Consider the following 17,032-nt stretch of genomic DNA (forward strand, 5'->3'; position numbering starts at 1 on the left):
CTCAAGCTTGTCCTATATTTTTACGGTATTTGGACAACTGATCTACACCGCCAACCTTGAAGATATTGGACAGATAGTCGAGCAGCATGATCTCTTCGCCATCAAGTATCTGCCGTACGTACGTGGCCGAAAATGGCGATTCGAACTTGCTTGGATCACGCGGTTTGTAGTTGCCCAGGGCGTATTCCTTGAAGGTCACCGTCATCATGGTGACCAGCGGGATCTCGTCGACCAGGCCCGAGCTGTTGACCACCTGAACGCTTGAACGGCATTGCAACTGCACGCTCTTCATCGGAGTAGCTAGCTTCTTAGCTGCGTCATAATAGAGGCTGTTCCAAACGATCTTGCCTTCCAGCTTGTCGATGCCATCTGGCAGTTCGATAAGACCTACCAAGCCCAGCCCTTGGAAATCCGACATCACTGTTTTCACAGAGCCAAGATCAATCTCCTCGCAGCGACCAAAGAAACTATTTCCATCCAGGTAGACCGACGCGTTGGCGATCCGATGTGCGCTAAAACCGGCCATTTATGCGGCTCCCAGGTTGACCAGGTATTCCCCGGTGATTTCGGTTTCAAAGGTGCCGCGTTCAAATGGAAGAGGCACCGTCAGTTTGTAGCTGAACAGCAAATGTCCGGCCTCGATCTCGGTCTGCGGGTTGCGTGCAGGGTCATACCAGCACTCACCACCGAGCAGCGCCTCGTCGCCAATCAGCTTACGCATGAATTGGTTCACGCTTTCCGTGATGCTGTCGATCAGCGAGTTGGTGATTGGCATGTCAACGAATTGCAGCGAGCTGTAACGAATCGATTCGTCGACCACGTCTTTGGTCCGGCGCACGTTCTCGAAGTTGCGCATGTGGGTCACGGTCGGCCAGGCGGCGGTGCGGTTGCCCCACAGACGCAAGCCCGTGCCGAACGAATTGAACACGGTGGTGATACCGTTTTCGTTGAGCAGATTGACCTCGCTGTTGGGATCATCGACCCGCGCCGTCAATGGCCGCTCCAGGCCGATGACGCCCACTAGTTCCTGGTTGGAGCTGGACCACCAGTAGCCACTGTCGTTATCGACCTTGGCCCGCAGGCCCGCCGCGCGGACCGACAGCGGCTGCAGGCGCTCGCCGTTGGTGCGTGCGTCGTAGATCTTCACATGTGGGTAGCACAGACGTACCCGGTCACTGCTGGTGTTGAAGTTGATGGTGCCGAGTGGGCCCCGGCCAGCAATTACCTGTTGCACTGTGGCGCCGATGGGGGCGTCGATGTAAGCAACGCCGCTCAACTGGGTCGCCGACGCAATCAGTTCGACACTCACGCTGTTCAAGGTGCTAAAGCCTGGCGCAATGAAAACCTTGGGGAAGAACCCGAACAGGTTGTAGCTGTCTGGAAACGCCTTCAAGCCTGTACGGCGACCGGCCACGGTGACGGCGCCGATAATATCGGCTGGGGTGACTTTACTCGGATCTGTGTGGGTGTAGTCCGCCTTCACCTTGGCAGCGGCAGGAATACCGCCCGAAGGTTTACGCGTGACACGACCGGTCAGCAGGTTCACTGAATAGTCGGTGTCCGCTACATAAGTGTTGGTACCGTCCTCAGACTTCAACGCAAGGACTTGCAAGGCACCGTGCTGCAGTTGCAGCAGGTCGTTGTCACCGAACTGGCGAGCCTGCCCGACGATATTACTGCGGTGGACTGCCGGGTCCAGCACATTGACCACCAACACGGTCCCGGCGCCGAAGGCATGAATGCCCGCCAGTGCCTCAGCGATGCTGAAACCTTCCAGATCTGGGCCGAACTTGGCGTCGTCCACTTCGGTTTGCGACAGTGTCAGCTCGTTGACCGGTCCAATAGGCGCGGTGCCGACCAACGCAATGACCGCTGACTTGACCACACGGATAGCCCGAGGGCCGCGTTCGACTTCGATGGTCTCGATGCCATGCAAATAGTTAGCTGCCATTTTGTTTGGCTCCTTTCTTCTCGACGACGGCTACAGGCTCAGCCGGTGGAGTGGGAACTACGGACGTCTCGGGCAAAAGCACCAGGTGCTTCAATGCCAGCAGCACCACGGTGTATTCGTGATCAGCCGGAAGCTCGACGTCACCTCCAGGCAGAAGTTGCACATCGAGCAGCTCGCGCTCTTCACCCACACGTAGCGAGGCGCAACTCTGCGGGCCGGTGTAGAGGTATCGGGTCAGTTTCATGGGTGTTCCTCAAAGCGGGTGTCTTTCAATAGCGGGCCGTCTTCGGGACCCATGGTTTGTAGCTGTGTGGCGCGAGTAGCGATGGTCACCCCGTACTGCCAAAGCCCCTGCACCTGGCCGATGTAATGTTCGGCGGATGGCCTGCATGCCATATCGCAATGCGGTGGTTTCCAGCCGGTCAAGCATTCACGAATCCGATCCAGAAAACTGATCGCACCGCCGGAACCGTGAAGCTGGCGAAACACCAGGGTCAGTTGAAAGCTCATGCTGCGGGCTTGGAATACCGCGTCAGTGGCTTCTGATGCACCAAACGTCGACTTGCCGTAAGCCACCAGAATGGCGCCCACCGTATGGTTGAGTCGGTATAGCGCGGGGTTTTCAGGAAACAGCTCAACGGACAGCTCCCGGCCAAAGTCCTTTTTTAACCGAGCGATAAAGGCATCCAGCAACTGCTCGGTTTGGGTCTTTGCCTTGGGCTGGCTCATCAGTAGCGCTCCCATTGATCAGCCGTGAACTGCGAGCGGCGGGCACGGACTTTGATTTCACCAGGCTCTGGTGCCGCCTGGCCGGTTGGCATGCCCAGGGTGACCACACCATCGCGGATGCTTTCCAGCAGCTTGATGGTGTCCTTGCGGCTGTCCTTGACCGGGTCCGGCATCGCCCCTTCCGGACGGCGCTGATAGAGCCAGTGCCGCGCCAAATACACCACCGCATCGCGCAAAACGGTGGGCACCGGGTCCAGCGGCAGGTTGTAACGCCCGCGCAGATAACCATCCACCAACTCTTCAGCCTGGCGCACGCCGTCACCAATGACGTTTTCGTTCGGCTGCTCTGCAGCCGGGTCATCATTGGAAAGCTGGATCAACGTTATTTCGGGGATGGCGTTGCCGATATCGGCGCGGGTGCAGTAGCGCATGGGTCAACCTATCTTCAATTCGACCAGGGCTTCAGGGAGCAAGCACAAGGCCAATGGGTTGCTCTGAGCCTCCAACTTCCAGCCTTTACCCAAGCTACGTGCCTCAGCCTTGCTGTAAAACGGCAGGCCCAGGGTGTTGACCGTTTCGTTGTAGTTGGCCGGGGCGTTGAACATGCGGAACACGCCCTTGGCGACAGGGAACACCTGGGCCACATCCAGGGGGATAAAGCGCTGAGCACTGACAGTCACGTCGTACTCGATAAACTCGATGCCCCCGAAGGTGAAGCCCGAACGCACGTCGCCACCCAGACGGTCCTGCGCCTCTTGATAGTTGGCAAATGCCGCCTTAACTTTTTCGTGCTCGACGAAAGCGTCCAGCCAACCCGGCCCGCAGAGGCTGCGAAACCCTGTGACCATTACACCGCCGAGCTTGGATTCGGAATGGCGTTTGGCGTCCAGGCACGCCTTGCGAACGTTGGTGGTAGCACTGCCGAGGTTGACGTTGATTTTCTTTTGCTCCACCCCGAACTCGTTATAGAGGTCGGTGATAACAGCACCGTCAGAGTCCAGCAATTTGCCGCGCAAGGCACCAACGCGCTGGAATTCGCGGGTGGCTTCGATGCTGTTTTTCAACTCCTGCAGGTTGTCGTTGATGATGGTGGCTACCGGTGCCGCTGAGTTTTCCTGTCCAAAGGCCGCAATGCCCTGGAGCTGGTTTGGTAGAAGAGATCGGCTGACGGGCAAGTGCAAGGTTTCAAAGGTTTTACGCGAACGCTTACTGCCTTTGACCGGCGCTGGATCATCGTTACGCGAAGTGTTGGGTACCAAAACCAGGCGACCCTCGCGCTCGTCAATAACCACGCTGGTGCTGGTGACACCTTTTTCGTCAAACAGCCCCATCGCGCCGACCTTGCCAGGAATAGCGGGTAGCTTGTTTACGGCTGCCGTCAGGTTGGCAATGCTGAACATGTCTTGCAAATTCATGGAGTACTCCTAGTCAGAGGGCCGCACGGGCAACAATGCCAAGGGCATCGAGTTCGTCCAGGGCGGTTGCTTTGGGGGCATCGGTGAAACCGGCAGGCCACACCAATTCATTTGGATCAACAACGGCGCCGCGAGCGATCACCAAGCCAGGGCGGTCGCCGTCGGTGGCATCCACGTCTTCAGCCAGCACAGCGACCGCTTTTTTGGCAGCCGCCGCTCCGGCTGGATCGAGTACCTGGTACTTGCCCGCCACCTTAGCCAGCACCTGGCCCAGCAAATATTTGGAGCCAGCAAGCAAGGTGCCTTTCTGCTTGGTCCAGCCCTCGCTGACCTCAACCAGCAGCACGTCACCCAAATTTTTAGGTTGTGAAAAATTAGCCATGGAACCTCCTATTTCTGAGTGCGGGCTTCGGCATCAGCCAGCAACGGGTTTTGAGATTGTTTGGTTGTCTTGCCAGCCCGTTCCTTGGACGCCTGTTCGCTGAAACTGACCGAGCCAGTCAAGGTGTTGAACACCTTCTTCAAGCCATCGGCCAAAGGCTCGCGCTCGTCGTCTTCACCGAACTCCAGTGGTTTTACGCCGCCCTCGGCGTAATCCAGTACGGCGACGATGGCGGGTACATGAACGGGCTTCATGCCCGCAGCGACTAGCTGCTCGGCGTACTCGACGTTTTTTGCATGCAAGGCGGTTTGTGCCGCTTCGATATCTGCCTTTTCACGCTTGGCGAGCCTGGCTTTGAGCTGAGCGTTTTCAGTGGTAATGGCGTTTTTTTCGTCTTCAGTCACAAGGGTTGCCTCGATGGTTGGTTTGGGCGCGGGATCGCTGAATGCGGCTGGCCCGTCATCGCGGAGCGAATCAGCCAGGAGGGTTTCGACTTCCCAGTTGGGCACGACCTGGTCGGCCACGGCTTGCCCAAACTGGCTGATCAGCCACTCGCGCAATTTGCGAAAAATGCCTGCGGAGACGCTGTCGCCCAAATCGCCAAATTCAAGGACGCCTTCTTCGCCTTCTGCCAGGTCGACGGGGCGCAGACCTTTGACGGCTGGCGGCTGGGCGCCAAGAAAGCCGACATGTCGTAGGTAGTACACGCCAGGGACTGGATTGTTGGCGGCATCAGGCTGGTAGAAGGACGCGGAGATTTTCTTGAATTTGCCCTTGGCAACCAGCTCGGCAAAATCGGCGTCCACTTGCTGAGGCTCGGCGACTAGGCCGTGATCTGCGAGAGACAAGGACTTGACCCAACCGCCAGCCGGGGCGTCATGTTTTGGATGGCCGATAACCAGTGGGGCTTCATGCAGTGTCGGGTCGTATGCTTTCACCGTGGCGGCGAGGTCTGACTCGCTGAAGTCGAAACTTCCGCCGCCCATTGCGGTGTGCTGACCTGACTTGAAGATGTGAATGGGTTTCATGGGGCTGTACGCTGCCGTTGAAGGTGATGCGCACAGATTGGGCTTGTGATCGGCCCAAGGCTTTTAATCGAGTTTAAAGAGTTTCAGATGAGTGCCAGAACGGCGGTGGTGCATTCAGCACTCGCGCCGCTGGTAAAGAGTAAGGCAGATCGGCTTTATAAAGCGTTTACAACGTTGTTCAACCCTATAGTGCGATGAACCGCAGCCGCATTGCTGCCCAGGCGCCTCTGAGGGCGTTACAGGCGAGCTGCCTTTTCGATGTGATGCATCGCCAATTCCAGGATCGACTCTTCCGCTTCGGGCTGCAGCTGGCCCTCGGTGTCCATAGGAAGGAACGGACGGCCTGGAATGTCGCCCCATAGATGTGGAAATTCCGACTTGTCACCGCCGAAGTGCATCATTGCGGCATATGGCTTGTTACTGCCGACCAGTGCGCTGCTGTCATCGGCACGGCTGCTGATGGATGCTGCCAGCCCTGCGGCGCTGACCTGCAATATCTGGCCAGGCCAGTTACCTTTCTTCGCCCGGCGCTCTGTGGTTGTGTCTGAAAGATCCGCCCAATCGGGCCGACCCTCCTCGGCAAAGTTCTCCTCAGTCTGGCTGAGCATCTCGGCGGCGATACTACGCATCAGTGGCGCAACATCACCCACCGCCCACTCCACCCGGCGCAAAACGTCCTGCAGGCGCTGGTGATCCAGCTCTACTGTGATCATGTCAAACCCCTTATGCCGCTGTTTGTTTACGCTTCAACATGTCGGCCAGGCCAGTACCTGGTGCGTGGTTGAACCCCGGATCTGTTCGGAACGTTACGGGCTTGCCCACCTTATCCGTGGTACGCAAGCCGGTGACCTCTGCAGTACGAATCTCGCCCGTACGCTTATCCACGCCTGTTTCGACCGTTTCGGTGAACATGCGGCCTTCGCTTGAAACGATCTTAAGCCCCCGGCGTTTGACTGCTGCCTCGGTCAGCGCAACAACGCGGCAACGGCAGTTGAAACCGTTAGGTGGAAAGATCGCCGACCAGATCGGGTCATCGTGACGAAAGACCTGACCATGTAAGGCGCGATGGCTGGGCCGTGTTTTGCCGTCCAGGATAGCCACGTACATCCAGTACGGATGGGTATCAGTGGTTTCTTCCATAGTGGCCTTGCGACCGGCCATGTAAGCGCTCTGCAGGTTGGTCTGGTAGATGGTCTTCAGCCGACGCGGGCTGCCCAACTGGACCAGTTCACCCTCGCCCTGGCTGTCAACGATGACCTGCTTGCCCCACCAGCCTTGAGACTCCAAGGTCGGCTGCAGCGCCGTGATGAACTGCTTGAGGGTTTGTCCATCCTGCAACGCCGTCTCCAGGGCACCGCGAATGTCAGACAGCAGATCGAGGCGCATGGCCTTAGCCACGGTAAACGCCTGGTCGTGCGCCTGGTCAAGCATGTCCTGCCAGTTCCAGGTGATTGCGTAGCCCTTGGATTTTAGGTAAGCGACGGCCTGCTCGGGCTCCAGTCCAAAAATACCCTTGAGGTCGACAGGGTTAGGTGCTTTTGCGTTGGACACGTCAGTCCTCCCGATCCGCGTTGACGCTCAGGCGGCCCCAGGTGTCGGCGATGAACAACAAGCGGGCAAGGTTCTGCTGCAGCGACTGGTCATCCATGTGAGGGTAAATTTCAGCCAGGAGGCCGAGCGCTTCACTATCAGAGCGACCGCGTTGCAGGGCTTCCAATACTGGCGCTACGAGCTTTTCACCCTGTTCCTGGAGCAGCTCGGCGGGCAGGCGATTAATAGCCTGGTCGAGCGCCAGCTGGTCGAGGATTGGCTTGAAGGTCGGCTCCGAAAAAGCAGGGCCGGTATCAGCCGGTGCGGTTTCGACAATGTCCCCGTCCTGCAGGTTATAGGTGCGCTTGAAGTATTGCGGCGTGAACTTGACTCCCGATTCACTGAGGCTTTTGTCCCGCTCGGCCAGGACCTTATCAATCTCCTCCTGTTCCCACAGCTCGTACACGGGGGCCACAACATGTTCGCCAAAGTTGATATCGACGATGCGGCGGATCACTGCGTTGATGGCTGTGGCCACGATCCCGGCGTCACCATCACGAATGTCTTTGGTGACCTCGGCACCGGCTTCTGCACTTGCGCGGTTGCTTTCCTTTTCAGTGGTCTGGTTTTGCCCGAGCATGGCTACGTTGATTTCGCTGCGGCAGTACTCCAGCAGTTCACGATAAACCGTGGCGCTGCCCGCTTTGCCGGACGCTTCCTTGATTTCGATGCTGGAGTCGTCAGGGATCGCAGCTACGGCGTCCTGGACCATGGCCTCCAGGCTATCGAGCAGCAAGTCGGTCTCGGCATCAGTGGCGCCACGAGGGTGTTTACCTATAACCCAAGGACTGCCGTATTTCTCGGTGAACTGCACCCAAAACTTCAAGCCGCCCTTCATGAACATGGCGGGCCAGAAGCACATACTGAGATCGGGAAAGCCGTAGGGGTTGGCGTAGGTTGCATCCTGGCGCGCCACGATGAAGCGCTGCGGGTCGCACAGTTCGCCTTCCTGGCCACCGTCCTGAGAGCGAAAGCGCAGCTGGTTTTCTTTGTCATAGAAGAACCACTCGGCGGGCTTGCCGAGTAGATCAGAGGGCATCAGGTAGCCGCCAACGGGTTGCCACATCAACTCGACAGGCTGGTACCCAAACAGCGGCGCATCGAGCAGCTCGCGAATGATGCGGTCAAGGTCCAGATCGAGCATCCAGTCGCGGACAAAGCGCTCAACCTTGACAGGCGCGTTACCACGCTTGATACCGCGTTCCAGGGCTAGCACCGACGCCTTGCGGCGACGGATGTTCCCGCCGACCAGTGCGGAGCTGCGCAGGTCGCGGTAGACCGTGATGTCCTTACCCTGGGCCTTGAGGATCGGGTCAGGGTTGGGCAGATTGGCGCTACCAAAGGCGCCGCCACTGGAGCGGTCGCGGGTAGCGATGTGCCGACCGAGCAGCTTGTCGCGCTTGGCATCGGCGAAATTGACGAACTCGGTGGGGCTGACCCACAGGCCTGTGTTGTTCATGCGTACCCCTGGGTAATTCGTCGGCCCTGGCGAGGGCGGCGTGATTTGGCAGCGACCGGCCCTGATGCGACTTCCAACGTGGCGAAGTTAGCCAGCGCACCGGCCCCAGCGAAGTCACCGTGGCGGTACAGGTCCGGGTCTTTAAGGTCTTGTGAACGGGCTTTGACGATCATCGGAATGCCCTCCACGGTTTCGATGGCGCGCACGTCCTGGTGCAGGTTGTCGTCCTTCGGCATGGTGATGGCGCCGTCTTCATACAACTGCACGAACTTGGGCATCCAGGCGCCGTACCAGGCGCGGGTGATCTTCACCTGGTGAATACGGTTGTGGCCGAACTCGTCGGCAGTGTCCTCGGCGAGGGTTTCGCCGCTGCCGGTGGCGTCCAGTGCGGCGCCGACAAAGCGCGGCAGGCCACGCAGGATGTAAAACAGAATTTGCTGTTGCTGGCGGGTCGGAACCTTGTGCATCTCCATCACGAACGGCACATCACGGTGCCGAGACATGTCAACCGACATCGGGCAGATGATGGAAAAGTCGCGGTGCCGCGCGTAGTCCATACCTAGGAAGTGGCGAAGTTCAGGATCAAGCTCTGACATTACTGGCGCCAGTTCGCGGTCAATCCAGTCGTTTACATAAGCTTCGCGGCGATACAGCGCCTGGTGGACAAAGTCTGCATCCAGAGCCAGTCGGAGTACTTCGCGGCCAGGACGCATGGCCTCGTCAACCCACACGCCAGGAATGGACACGCCATTGCCATCGCGGGGGATTGCATCCAACTCCTCGCGCATCTGCGCCTTACGCGGACCATAGGCATTGCGGATTTTCTTGTACCAAGTTTCCTTACCTTCAGCGGTCGGAGGCTCGCCCGCCATGAAGCAAACACGCTCATACAACCCATTGGCGACGGCATCGTCAAACGTTGCCGTGTACACCTCGGCGCTGTCGCCATAACGCTCATCCCGGATGTCATTGACCATCTGGTTAAAGGGGTTGGATTTGCCGTTGTGAGTACTGATGATCACGATGCGACCGCCCCAAATCAGCAAGGCTATAGCGGCATCGAGCACGGCGGATACGTTACGGTGGAACGCGGCTTCGTCGATGATGACCTTGCCCTGCAGGCCACGAACGCTGGCCGGGTTGCTCGACAGTGCAACGATTTTAAAGCCCGAGGCGTAACGTATTCGGTAAGCATTGATCTGACGTGTATTGCCCGATTCGTCCTGATCTTGAAACAGGAACTCTTCAATCTCGCTGACGCCCGAGGCTTGAGCCTCGGCCATCACCCGGCTGAATTTGGCACAGTAGCCAATGAACTCCAGACCCTTTTCCTTGGTATCGCCAATGTAAAAGCAATCCATGCCGCCTGCGGATTTCTGAGAAGCGGCGGTGATGACCGAGTCCAGTGCTTCAGCAAATGTGATGCCCGTGCGGCGGCCCTTTTCGCAAAGTTTTATTTGCGCCTGAATCTTCAACCAGTCCACCTGGTGAGCCATCAGGATGCCTTCGGCAATCGGGTTGTATCCCTCGGGAATCTGGCGAACGCTGGGCGGTAGCTCGTCCCACTCGATGACACGGACGGTGCTGGACGATGGTTTCATTGCTTCACGCCCAAGAAGTTCTGGCGCCAGTACAGAGCTTGTTCTTCGGACAACCCCTTGGCCTTGACGGCCTTATCCAATTCAGCGGACTGCTCGCGAATCAAACGGTCACGCCCCGCCTGTTCAGCGGCTTGGCGTTCTTTCATGCTCAAGGTGCGGGCCTGCATGGTGTTTTTCGCTGCACGCGCCAGATCAGCCACCTCTTTGGTGGTGACCTCATCCTTTTCATGCGCGCCCATGGCGGCCTGATAGGCCAAGGTAGAAATGGCCTCAACCAGCAATGCCCCAGTTTTATCGCTAGAGTCTTCGCCAAACGCGCCGACGAAAGCTTCAGCTTGCTCCCGGTGTTGTCGGGTTTTTTCAGTCAGTTGCTCAAAGCCCACCTTGAAACGGCCCAGCGCGCTTCGGCTGGGCACCTTCTCATTGGGAAACCGCGCTTGGATATCGGCGATCATCTCATCCAGGGTCATGCGGTCTTCACGCAGAAGCTTCTGGAGGTAAGCCTTGACCACTGGCGGCAGGCGGCTGACGGATGATTTGCCCGCCATGGTTACGCCCCCGGCCTTTTAATACCTGGGACGCGGGCACGGCCTGCAGCGATGTCCTGCCCGCGCTCGGTGAGAGTCGCCACTAGCACCGGGCCAACATCGGCAAGCGACAGGGCGCCTTGCTCGGCCAGCCATTGCATTTCGGTTTTGACCTGGTCACGGCTTAGCGTGTGGCCGAAGCTGTCCAGGGCCATGGTCAGCACAGAGCTATTGGCACGGTAGCCGGTGGTCTCGGCCAGCAAGCGCAGGATGACCAGACGATAGTCTTCTCGTAGAAAGGCGGCGAATTGAGTCATGTTTTTTCTCGCAACAAGTAATCATTGATCCGGTCTAGCGAGCGGGCTAAAGGGGCAAGTGCATCCTTGACCCCTGACACTTCGGCCCGCATGGCTTTCATATCACCCAGTAAATTGGTGAACGCTGCTTGGTCAGGCAGGTGTCGAATTTGCTCCTCCAGGGCAACAATACGGACTCGCAAATCCAAAAGTTCCTGACCGCTTGCCGCCTGGCGCTTGGTCATCCAGGTGTAGATGCCAAGTACCGTCAAAATCAGCCACTGCACGGTCTGGAAGCCAAAGTTGAGTTCGTTCAGGTTCATCGAAAACCCCGTCTGTTCATGTGTTGTAAAGCGCCTTCACAGTCGCTGCAGTGTTCGGTACCCGGTTCGTTTTGGCGGCGGTCCTCGGGGATCGCATCGCCGCAAGCCTCGCAGCGGTAGGCTGAAATACCAGATCGCCGCTGCAGGCCGTGGCTGTAGATACGTGCTGCCGACTCATCGTCGTCTTGCTCTGTAGCGTGTTCGGCTACATCCATAGGGCATCAGTCCTTTTCCTGTAGATCCAGCAAACCGTTGAGTTGGGCGAGGTTGTTACGAACCCACAGGCCGTAGTCCTGGGCGTAGGCGAGAATGTCTGCGGGAGTGACGCCGCTTTCCAATAGTTCGGCGTCAGTGCCGGGGGTGGCCCAGGGCGCTTGCGCAAGTTGGGTGGCAGTGGTGCTTGATCCTGGGGCGGGCACACCGAGGGCGGTGTTGAAGTCGCGCAGCCAGCCAGCAGTGAACACGCAACGAGGGATAGGCTGAGCAACTGCGCCAGGCGCAGGCCGGTATTGGGTCGTGACATTAGGGATGCGCTCCTGGAGCAGCTGTTTTTGTTTGGCGTACTGGTCCATCAGGTTGAACAGCAGAGACTCGCTTTCGCTGGCCCTAGCGACCTGTTGGAGCAGTTGTAGGCGGTTAGCGCTTTCAGCGATCCGAGCTTGTTCGGAGTGCTGTGACTTGAGATCTGCCAGAGCAGCTGCGCCCACCGACTCGGCATACCGAAAGCCGAAGCCGTAAGCGATTGAACCGGCTGCTGCAGCGCTGAGCGCGCAGGCGAACCCGACCGCTGCCAGGCGTGCAGTCAACGGCCAGACCATTTGCTCAAGCGCGCCCACGGGAATGCCTCTGGCGGTTACGTGATTTACGTGAACGACGCTTCGCTGCGGCGATACCTGTTTTGCCATGTCGATAGGGAGGCACCACTGCCGCTCCGATCCAAGTACCGGCAGCGGAACAAGGAGATGCCCAACGATTCCCCCAGGTAAACCCGGCCAGCAGCGCGGAAAACAACCGACCGAAGACGTTGAGCCTCATAGCGGCTTCCCCTGGTCAGGCGGTTGTTTGATCAAGCGGGCAAAAAATAGAACCACTGCAAGACCACTGTTCAGCGCCGCGTAAGCGCGGGGCGAGAGCTGGCCCTGCCACATCGGCAGCAACTCCAACTGAGCGAGGCCAAGGAACGCGATGAAGACGGTGATCTGCACGCTGTAGAGCCGGTAGCAGCAGCGCCAGTCGCAGATGGGCTTGACTCCCTTCATGCTGGCCTCCAGTCGGTATCGGCCTGCTTGGCGCCGTGTTTGGCCCCGCGCTCGATGCCTGCAAGCGTCAACCCCTCGGCAATGATCGACTCGCCGTACCATTGACCACCTGGCAGCGGGCCTGGGCCGTTTTCGTGGCGAATGATCGCCAACACCAGCGTGCGCATGACATCGAAGTCGTAGACATCCAAGCCTACATCCGGGCCGATCCCCAAGGCGCGGGCCACGCTGGCGGTGTAGGCGTTGGTATTGTTTTCGGACGGCGGCGCCCAGCGTTCGATGATCTCGCGCACGGTGTCGATGCGGCTGCCATCAGGGGCCAGGCGCTTGTCTTGATAGGTGATTAGGATTCGAGCAATGGCTCGGATGCCCCAACGTGGAGCCGTGAATTGGACGAACTCACTATCGCCTTGAGCGTCGGCCATGCCTTGCCAGCGCACACCTTTGGTGTGGCGGATATTGCCGGGGTTGAAATTGCGGATGCCGCGAGGGAATTCGGGTCGCACGGGACGCCTCCTGTAATGGCGCCACAGGTTTCAGGCGCCAGAAATACACACGCCGCCATGATGGGCGGCGTGTGTCAGGAAGGCTTTTAATCGGGTTTAAAGAGATTTGATGTCAGCGTGAATACCGCATGCTGCTCGCAGTCACTCCGCCAGTGAGAGTTTCAATTGCCCGTCAGCAGTCGTTGTTTGATCTTGGCAAATCGACTTGCATGCCATTTTTTCGATAAAAATATTTTTGCCCTCATCATCAATCTCTACAAAGCATGTATGTCCACCGGCTTTATAAGCATCTGGGATTTTGCTTGAGTTAGAAACTTCGAAAAGGATGGCAGTACGAAATTGCTGCTCAACTCGTACGTTGCTGAATTGCGCTGAGTACTTATCCAAACCTGGACAAACTTTTCGAATGGCCGGCAGAGCATTCGTCACGACCGCGTCGCTGGTAAGGACCTTAAACTCAGGAGGGCCTGACTCAGCACCACAACCTGAAAGAGCCAGAAGCACGACAACCAGGAAACCTGAAACCTTTGTTTTCATTACTCCACCCACCTAAAAAAGCACCGCACCAATCAAGATTCCGAGAGCAAAAATCCCGGCAGCATTCTTCTTATACAATAAAACAAAACTCTGAAATGTCAGCTCGGCGGGCTCACTTGCCGAAGCAACAACCGCCTTGAACTCAAGCACATACTCAAGTGTTTTTTGAAGCTGAGCCTTCTCAAGATCTTTAAGTTGGGTCCGGCCAAATGAGAGATCGCAGAACGTATTCATTTCTGCTTTTGCGTCCTTTTCGGCGACGGCCCTAAGTACCTTTCCAACAAGCCTGCGCTTGTCTGCACCTTCTCTAAGATACTCAAGCCTTTGTCGCATGACCTCTCGCGCTTCCGAGAATTGATCGGCTGTAATCTCATTGATCGACGTGACACCTAAATGGGCGTGCACCGTACGCCATACATCCCTAGGGTCATCACCAAGCTCTTCGCATTTAGCGCGCAGTTCATGCAGCTCTTTACGTTGAGCCGTGACCAACCCACGGGTTTCAGCTTTGTCGGCATCCGCGAGGCTGATATTGATTCCGTAATTATTAATATCCCCTTCGGCTGCTTGACCGACTCCTCCTTGGAAGTTTTGCACCATGTCACTTCTTCCCTTTGCCACCAACGTTGAGGGTCAGACCCGACTGGTTTACCGATCCATGAATGTATTGGCCAACACTTTGAAATGTATGTTGTGCGCTGGTAGGAGCTTGCGCCCCCAGAAGAACGCGCAGCGCCTCATCTTGTCGCTCTTCAGGGCTGCGGCGAAATTGATCTAGAAACAGCCGCTCCCTGGTTGACGGCGGAAGCGATCCGCGCAGCCCTGTCAGTACGTACTGAACGTCTGCACCCGCGAGAGCAAAAGCCTCAAGCGCCTCCATGCCGGGTGCAACCGCACCAGCCTCGTATCGACTCCAAGTCTCTCTTGTCACGCCCGCAACTGCTCCAGCAGCAGCTTGAGTCAGCTTCAGGCGCTTGCGCTCTTCTTTGAGCCGCAGAAAAGGTGATCTATCCGTCACAAATATTCCTTGACTATGTGATCTATAGATCACAAAATCATCCACACAAACACTAATCATCTTTGCATCACAGGAGCCACCACCATGGCCACCCATGCCAAAGCCCTATCCGCCGACCAGGTGAAAGAAAACTTCCGTCGGGTTGGCAAAACCATCACTGAATGGGCTACCGAGAACGGCTACACCCGTAACGAGGTGTATCGCGTACTCAATGGCCAAGCCAAAGCCCATTACGGCAAGGCTCACGATATTGCGGTGAAGCTTGGACTTAAACCTTCATCGGCGTTGGCAGCGTAATGGCTGCCGTGCAGATGAGCGTCGACCGCTTCGGCTTTCTGTTTGTCGCGTTGTCGACTGGCGGGCCACGCGGGCTTCAGCCAATTGATCGCACAGCCAGCCCAGCGTTTTCGTGGCTTCAGCCTCGATTGATTGGCCCGGCCAACGAATTGGCCTCAGGGCCTGTTCAAGGCATTCAGCCGTTACAAGACCTTCAACTTCAAGAACTGCCGCAAGGCGTAACCAGCCCTGCGCCAAAGCATTCACTTGCGCTTCAAGCGCCTCAATACGGTCGGTCATAGCCATGTCTCAGTTTGCGAATGTACCGCAAAACTTTGCAGCTGGCGCAACCCGTTTGGCTAGCTGCAAAAAATCCATTTGTTTGGAAGACCGTCTGCAGGAGGGTTTCCAATGAATCGCCGCCGCTGGAAGAACGTCCGTCCTACGTCGCTGCGCCACGCTTTAGAGCTGTGCAAGGACTTTGCAATCGATGCTCACAATAAAAGTGTGCAGCGCATCGCGGACGAGATGGGGCTGCCCGATCACTGGGCGCTTTATAAATGGTTACAAACTGGTCGCATGCCCGCCAACTTGATCCGCCCTTACGAGCGGGTATGCAACTGCGATTACGTCACGCGCTGGATAGCTGCTAGTGCAGGCCGCCTGACTATAGAAATGCCCACCGGGCGCAATTGCACTGCCCAGGATACACAGGCCCTGCAGGAGCTGCTGACAACCGCCGCCGGGAAGCTGCTCGCGTTCTACGCCAAGAACAGTGAAGCCGAAGAGACCCTGACTGCAATTCAGGCCGCGATGGAAGGGCTTGCTTGGCACCGAGGCAACGTCAGCCAGACCCAACACCCACAACTGGAACTGGAGGGGCAGCCATGAGCCGCACCGCCTCAGGAGCCGCTCGCGTGCTGGGCGTGCTGAAAGCCTTGAAGGGGCACACCGTCACCGGCCTCAGTAACACCGAGCTGGCCCAACTAACCAAGGACAGCCCGAGCAACATCACCCGCGCTATGCAAACCCTGATTGAAGAGGGGCTGGCAGTAAAGCTGGACAACGGTCGGTTTGCCCACTCGGTGGCGATGTTGCAAATCGCCCAGGCCCATGCCGAACACATGGCAAGGCTGACCCAGCGGATGCAAGAAATCAATCAGCGGATTGCCGCTGGCTCGCTCAACTAAGGAGAAAACCATGGCACGTACTAAAGCCCAACCTACTGCCCCAATTGAATTGCCTGTCCTGGACGGCGAAATGCTGACGGCTAATCAGAATGCGGTCGCGACAATGCTCGCCGCCCACAGCGAAGAGCGTGACCTGGTAAATCAACTGCTTGGGCAGGCACAAGCGGCTGGCGCTTTCGAAGATTTTTCCCGGACGGTCCGGATTTCGAAATTGGCCTTCGTCAAAGAAAACAAGCTCTACAGGGCTATTAAAGGCATGAAACTCCGGACCGGTCCGGAAATTCTGAGTGGCACTTGGGAGGAGTTTTGCCAGGTGCTTGGAAGGTCTGTTGACCAAGTGGATGAGGATATCCGTAACCTTCGCCAATTTGGTGAGAATGCGCTGGACTCCATGTCGCGCATGGGCATCGGCTACCGCGAAATGCGCCAATACCGCCGCCTGCCTGAAGATGCACAAGCCGCCCTAATCGAAGTCGCCAAGGCCGGTGACAAAGAGGCTTTTGTCGACCTCGCCGAAGAGATCATCGCCAAACACTCGAAAGAAAAAACCGAACTGACCCAGCGTTTGGACGAAGTCAACGCCGACTATGAAGCCCAAGGCGAAGTCATGGCGAACAAAGCCAAAGAGCTTGATAGCACCAAGCAAGAGCTGAAAAAACTTCAGAAGCGCATCCAGACGGCAACGCCAGACGATGTCATCAAAGAGCTGCGCACCGAGGTGGTCGCTCTTCATTTTGAAGTGGAAGCCAAGATCCTGGGCGAGCTTCGCGAAGGCTTTGCCAAGATGGCTGAACACGCTGCCGAACACGGCCAGGACCACCGTGCCTACCAGGCCGATTTGATCAAGCAGCTTGAAATCACCCTGGCAACTGTTCGCAGCGAATTTCACTTGCCCGAACACCAGGACGACACGCCGGTATGGCAGACCCAGGCCGAGGCGTAACC

Annotated in this window: 27 protein-coding genes; 4 read left to right on the forward strand and 23 right to left on the reverse strand. The window is 57.5% G+C overall.

Going from position 1 to position 17,032, the window contains the following annotated elements:
* Window position 1: 1 nt before the first annotated feature.
* From PSEBG33_RS10320 to PSEBG33_RS28240, 22 genes are all read right to left on the reverse strand, one after another.
* Window positions 2-526, reverse strand: a complete 525-nt coding sequence (locus PSEBG33_RS10320; RefSeq protein WP_005789370.1) for a phage major tail tube protein — start codon at window positions 524-526, stop codon at window positions 2-4.
* Window positions 527-1,951, reverse strand: coding sequence for a phage tail sheath subtilisin-like domain-containing protein (locus tag PSEBG33_RS10315; RefSeq protein WP_005789372.1), 1,425 nt, complete (start codon window positions 1,949-1,951; stop codon window positions 527-529).
* Window positions 1,941-2,195, reverse strand: a complete 255-nt coding sequence (locus PSEBG33_RS10310) for a hypothetical protein (protein ID WP_005789373.1) — start codon at window positions 2,193-2,195, stop codon at window positions 1,941-1,943. The genes PSEBG33_RS10315 and PSEBG33_RS10310 overlap by 11 nt, the downstream gene beginning before the upstream one ends.
* Complete coding sequence (locus tag PSEBG33_RS10305; RefSeq protein WP_005789375.1) at window positions 2,192-2,680, reverse strand: Gp37 family protein; 489 nt, start codon at window positions 2,678-2,680, stop codon at window positions 2,192-2,194. Before PSEBG33_RS10305 ends, PSEBG33_RS10310 begins: the two co-directional genes overlap by 4 nt.
* Complete coding sequence (locus PSEBG33_RS10300; protein ID WP_005789377.1) at window positions 2,680-3,111, reverse strand: gp436 family protein; 432 nt, start codon at window positions 3,109-3,111, stop codon at window positions 2,680-2,682. Before PSEBG33_RS10300 ends, PSEBG33_RS10305 begins: the two co-directional genes overlap by 1 nt.
* Window positions 3,112-3,114: 3 nt before the next feature.
* Entirely contained in the window at window positions 3,115-4,095 is a 981-nt protein-coding gene (locus PSEBG33_RS10295; protein WP_005789379.1) for a major capsid protein, read from the reverse strand.
* Between the two features lie 13 nt (window positions 4,096-4,108).
* The gene (locus PSEBG33_RS10290) at window positions 4,109-4,477 is read right to left on the reverse strand and encodes a head decoration protein (protein ID WP_005789381.1); all 369 of its coding nucleotides are present in this window, start codon (window positions 4,475-4,477) and stop codon (window positions 4,109-4,111) included.
* Between the two features lie 8 nt (window positions 4,478-4,485).
* Entirely contained in the window at window positions 4,486-5,505 is a 1,020-nt protein-coding gene (locus PSEBG33_RS10285) for a hypothetical protein (protein WP_005789383.1), read from the reverse strand.
* Window positions 5,506-5,741: 236 nt separating this feature from the next.
* Complete coding sequence (locus PSEBG33_RS10280; protein ID WP_005789385.1) at window positions 5,742-6,218, reverse strand: phage virion morphogenesis protein; 477 nt, start codon at window positions 6,216-6,218, stop codon at window positions 5,742-5,744.
* A 10-nt stretch (window positions 6,219-6,228) separates the two neighbouring features.
* Entirely contained in the window at window positions 6,229-7,056 is an 828-nt protein-coding gene (locus tag PSEBG33_RS10275; protein ID WP_005789387.1) for a phage minor head protein, read from the reverse strand.
* A gap of 1 nt (window position 7,057) precedes the next feature.
* Entirely contained in the window at window positions 7,058-8,554 is a 1,497-nt protein-coding gene (locus PSEBG33_RS10270; protein WP_005789388.1) for a DUF935 domain-containing protein, read from the reverse strand.
* Complete coding sequence (locus PSEBG33_RS10265; protein WP_005789390.1) at window positions 8,551-10,155, reverse strand: hypothetical protein; 1,605 nt, start codon at window positions 10,153-10,155, stop codon at window positions 8,551-8,553. Before PSEBG33_RS10265 ends, PSEBG33_RS10270 begins: the two co-directional genes overlap by 4 nt.
* Window positions 10,152-10,703 carry a phage protein Gp27 family protein gene (locus tag PSEBG33_RS10260; protein WP_005789392.1) on the reverse strand — a complete coding sequence of 184 codons (552 nt, stop codon included), beginning with the start codon at window positions 10,701-10,703 and terminating at the stop codon, window positions 10,152-10,154. Before PSEBG33_RS10260 ends, PSEBG33_RS10265 begins: the two co-directional genes overlap by 4 nt.
* A gap of 2 nt (window positions 10,704-10,705) precedes the next feature.
* A complete protein-coding gene (locus PSEBG33_RS10255; RefSeq protein WP_005789394.1) occupies window positions 10,706-10,999 on the reverse strand; it encodes a hypothetical protein in 294 nt (97 codons plus the stop codon).
* Window positions 10,996-11,301: a hypothetical protein gene (locus tag PSEBG33_RS10250; RefSeq protein WP_005789397.1), complete on the reverse strand. Its 306-nt coding sequence runs from the start codon at window positions 11,299-11,301 to the stop codon at window positions 10,996-10,998. The genes PSEBG33_RS10255 and PSEBG33_RS10250 overlap by 4 nt, the downstream gene beginning before the upstream one ends.
* Window positions 11,298-11,516, reverse strand: a complete 219-nt coding sequence (locus tag PSEBG33_RS28855; protein WP_032803620.1) for a TraR/DksA C4-type zinc finger protein — start codon at window positions 11,514-11,516, stop codon at window positions 11,298-11,300. Before PSEBG33_RS28855 ends, PSEBG33_RS10250 begins: the two co-directional genes overlap by 4 nt.
* 6 nt (window positions 11,517-11,522) lie before the next feature.
* The gene (locus tag PSEBG33_RS10245; RefSeq protein ID WP_005789399.1) at window positions 11,523-12,137 is read right to left on the reverse strand and encodes a hypothetical protein; all 615 of its coding nucleotides are present in this window, start codon (window positions 12,135-12,137) and stop codon (window positions 11,523-11,525) included.
* A gap of 195 nt (window positions 12,138-12,332) precedes the next feature.
* Window positions 12,333-12,560, reverse strand: a complete 228-nt coding sequence (locus tag PSEBG33_RS10240; RefSeq protein ID WP_005789401.1) for a hypothetical protein — start codon at window positions 12,558-12,560, stop codon at window positions 12,333-12,335.
* Window positions 12,557-13,066 (reverse strand): hypothetical protein, encoded by a 510-nt coding sequence (locus PSEBG33_RS10235; RefSeq protein ID WP_005789403.1) that lies wholly within the window; start codon window positions 13,064-13,066, stop codon window positions 12,557-12,559. Before PSEBG33_RS10235 ends, PSEBG33_RS10240 begins: the two co-directional genes overlap by 4 nt.
* Before the next feature lie 141 nt (window positions 13,067-13,207).
* Complete coding sequence (locus PSEBG33_RS10230) at window positions 13,208-13,603, reverse strand: hypothetical protein (RefSeq protein ID WP_050989044.1); 396 nt, start codon at window positions 13,601-13,603, stop codon at window positions 13,208-13,210.
* Window positions 13,604-13,615: 12 nt separating this feature from the next.
* Window positions 13,616-14,203 (reverse strand): hypothetical protein, encoded by a 588-nt coding sequence (locus PSEBG33_RS10225; protein ID WP_005789407.1) that lies wholly within the window; start codon window positions 14,201-14,203, stop codon window positions 13,616-13,618.
* Between the two features lies 1 nt (window position 14,204).
* The gene (locus PSEBG33_RS28240; RefSeq protein ID WP_087945253.1) at window positions 14,205-14,717 is read right to left on the reverse strand and encodes a helix-turn-helix domain-containing protein; all 513 of its coding nucleotides are present in this window, start codon (window positions 14,715-14,717) and stop codon (window positions 14,205-14,207) included.
* On the opposite strand from PSEBG33_RS28240, the gene PSEBG33_RS10220 reads away from it, so the two are divergent.
* Window positions 14,706-14,918, forward strand: coding sequence for a DNA-binding protein (locus PSEBG33_RS10220; RefSeq protein WP_005789410.1), 213 nt, complete (start codon window positions 14,706-14,708; stop codon window positions 14,916-14,918). The two genes, PSEBG33_RS28240 and PSEBG33_RS10220, sit on opposite strands and share 12 nt — an antisense overlap.
* Here the strand turns inward: PSEBG33_RS10220 and PSEBG33_RS28860 are convergent.
* The gene (locus PSEBG33_RS28860; RefSeq protein WP_190311650.1) at window positions 14,898-15,197 is read right to left on the reverse strand and encodes a hypothetical protein; all 300 of its coding nucleotides are present in this window, start codon (window positions 15,195-15,197) and stop codon (window positions 14,898-14,900) included. The genes PSEBG33_RS10220 and PSEBG33_RS28860 overlap by 21 nt on opposite strands.
* 111 nt (window positions 15,198-15,308) lie before the next feature.
* Here PSEBG33_RS28860 and PSEBG33_RS10215 point away from each other — a divergent pair, with 111 nt between their 5' ends.
* The 3 genes from PSEBG33_RS10215 to PSEBG33_RS10205 are packed head-to-tail and all read left to right on the forward strand — an operon-like array spanning window position 15,309 to window position 17,030.
* The gene (locus PSEBG33_RS10215; protein ID WP_005789412.1) at window positions 15,309-15,788 is read left to right on the forward strand and encodes a hypothetical protein; all 480 of its coding nucleotides are present in this window, start codon (window positions 15,309-15,311) and stop codon (window positions 15,786-15,788) included.
* A complete protein-coding gene (locus tag PSEBG33_RS10210) occupies window positions 15,785-16,087 on the forward strand; it encodes a helix-turn-helix domain-containing protein (protein WP_005789414.1) in 303 nt (100 codons plus the stop codon). The genes PSEBG33_RS10215 and PSEBG33_RS10210 overlap by 4 nt, the downstream gene beginning before the upstream one ends.
* A 10-nt stretch (window positions 16,088-16,097) precedes the next feature.
* Complete coding sequence (locus tag PSEBG33_RS10205) at window positions 16,098-17,030, forward strand: hypothetical protein (RefSeq protein ID WP_005789416.1); 933 nt, start codon at window positions 16,098-16,100, stop codon at window positions 17,028-17,030.
* Window positions 17,031-17,032: the final 2 nt, after the last annotated feature.

It is taken from the genome of Pseudomonas synxantha BG33R, from assembly GCF_000263715.2.
Lineage (GTDB): Bacteria > Pseudomonadota > Gammaproteobacteria > Pseudomonadales > Pseudomonadaceae > Aquipseudomonas > Aquipseudomonas synxantha_A.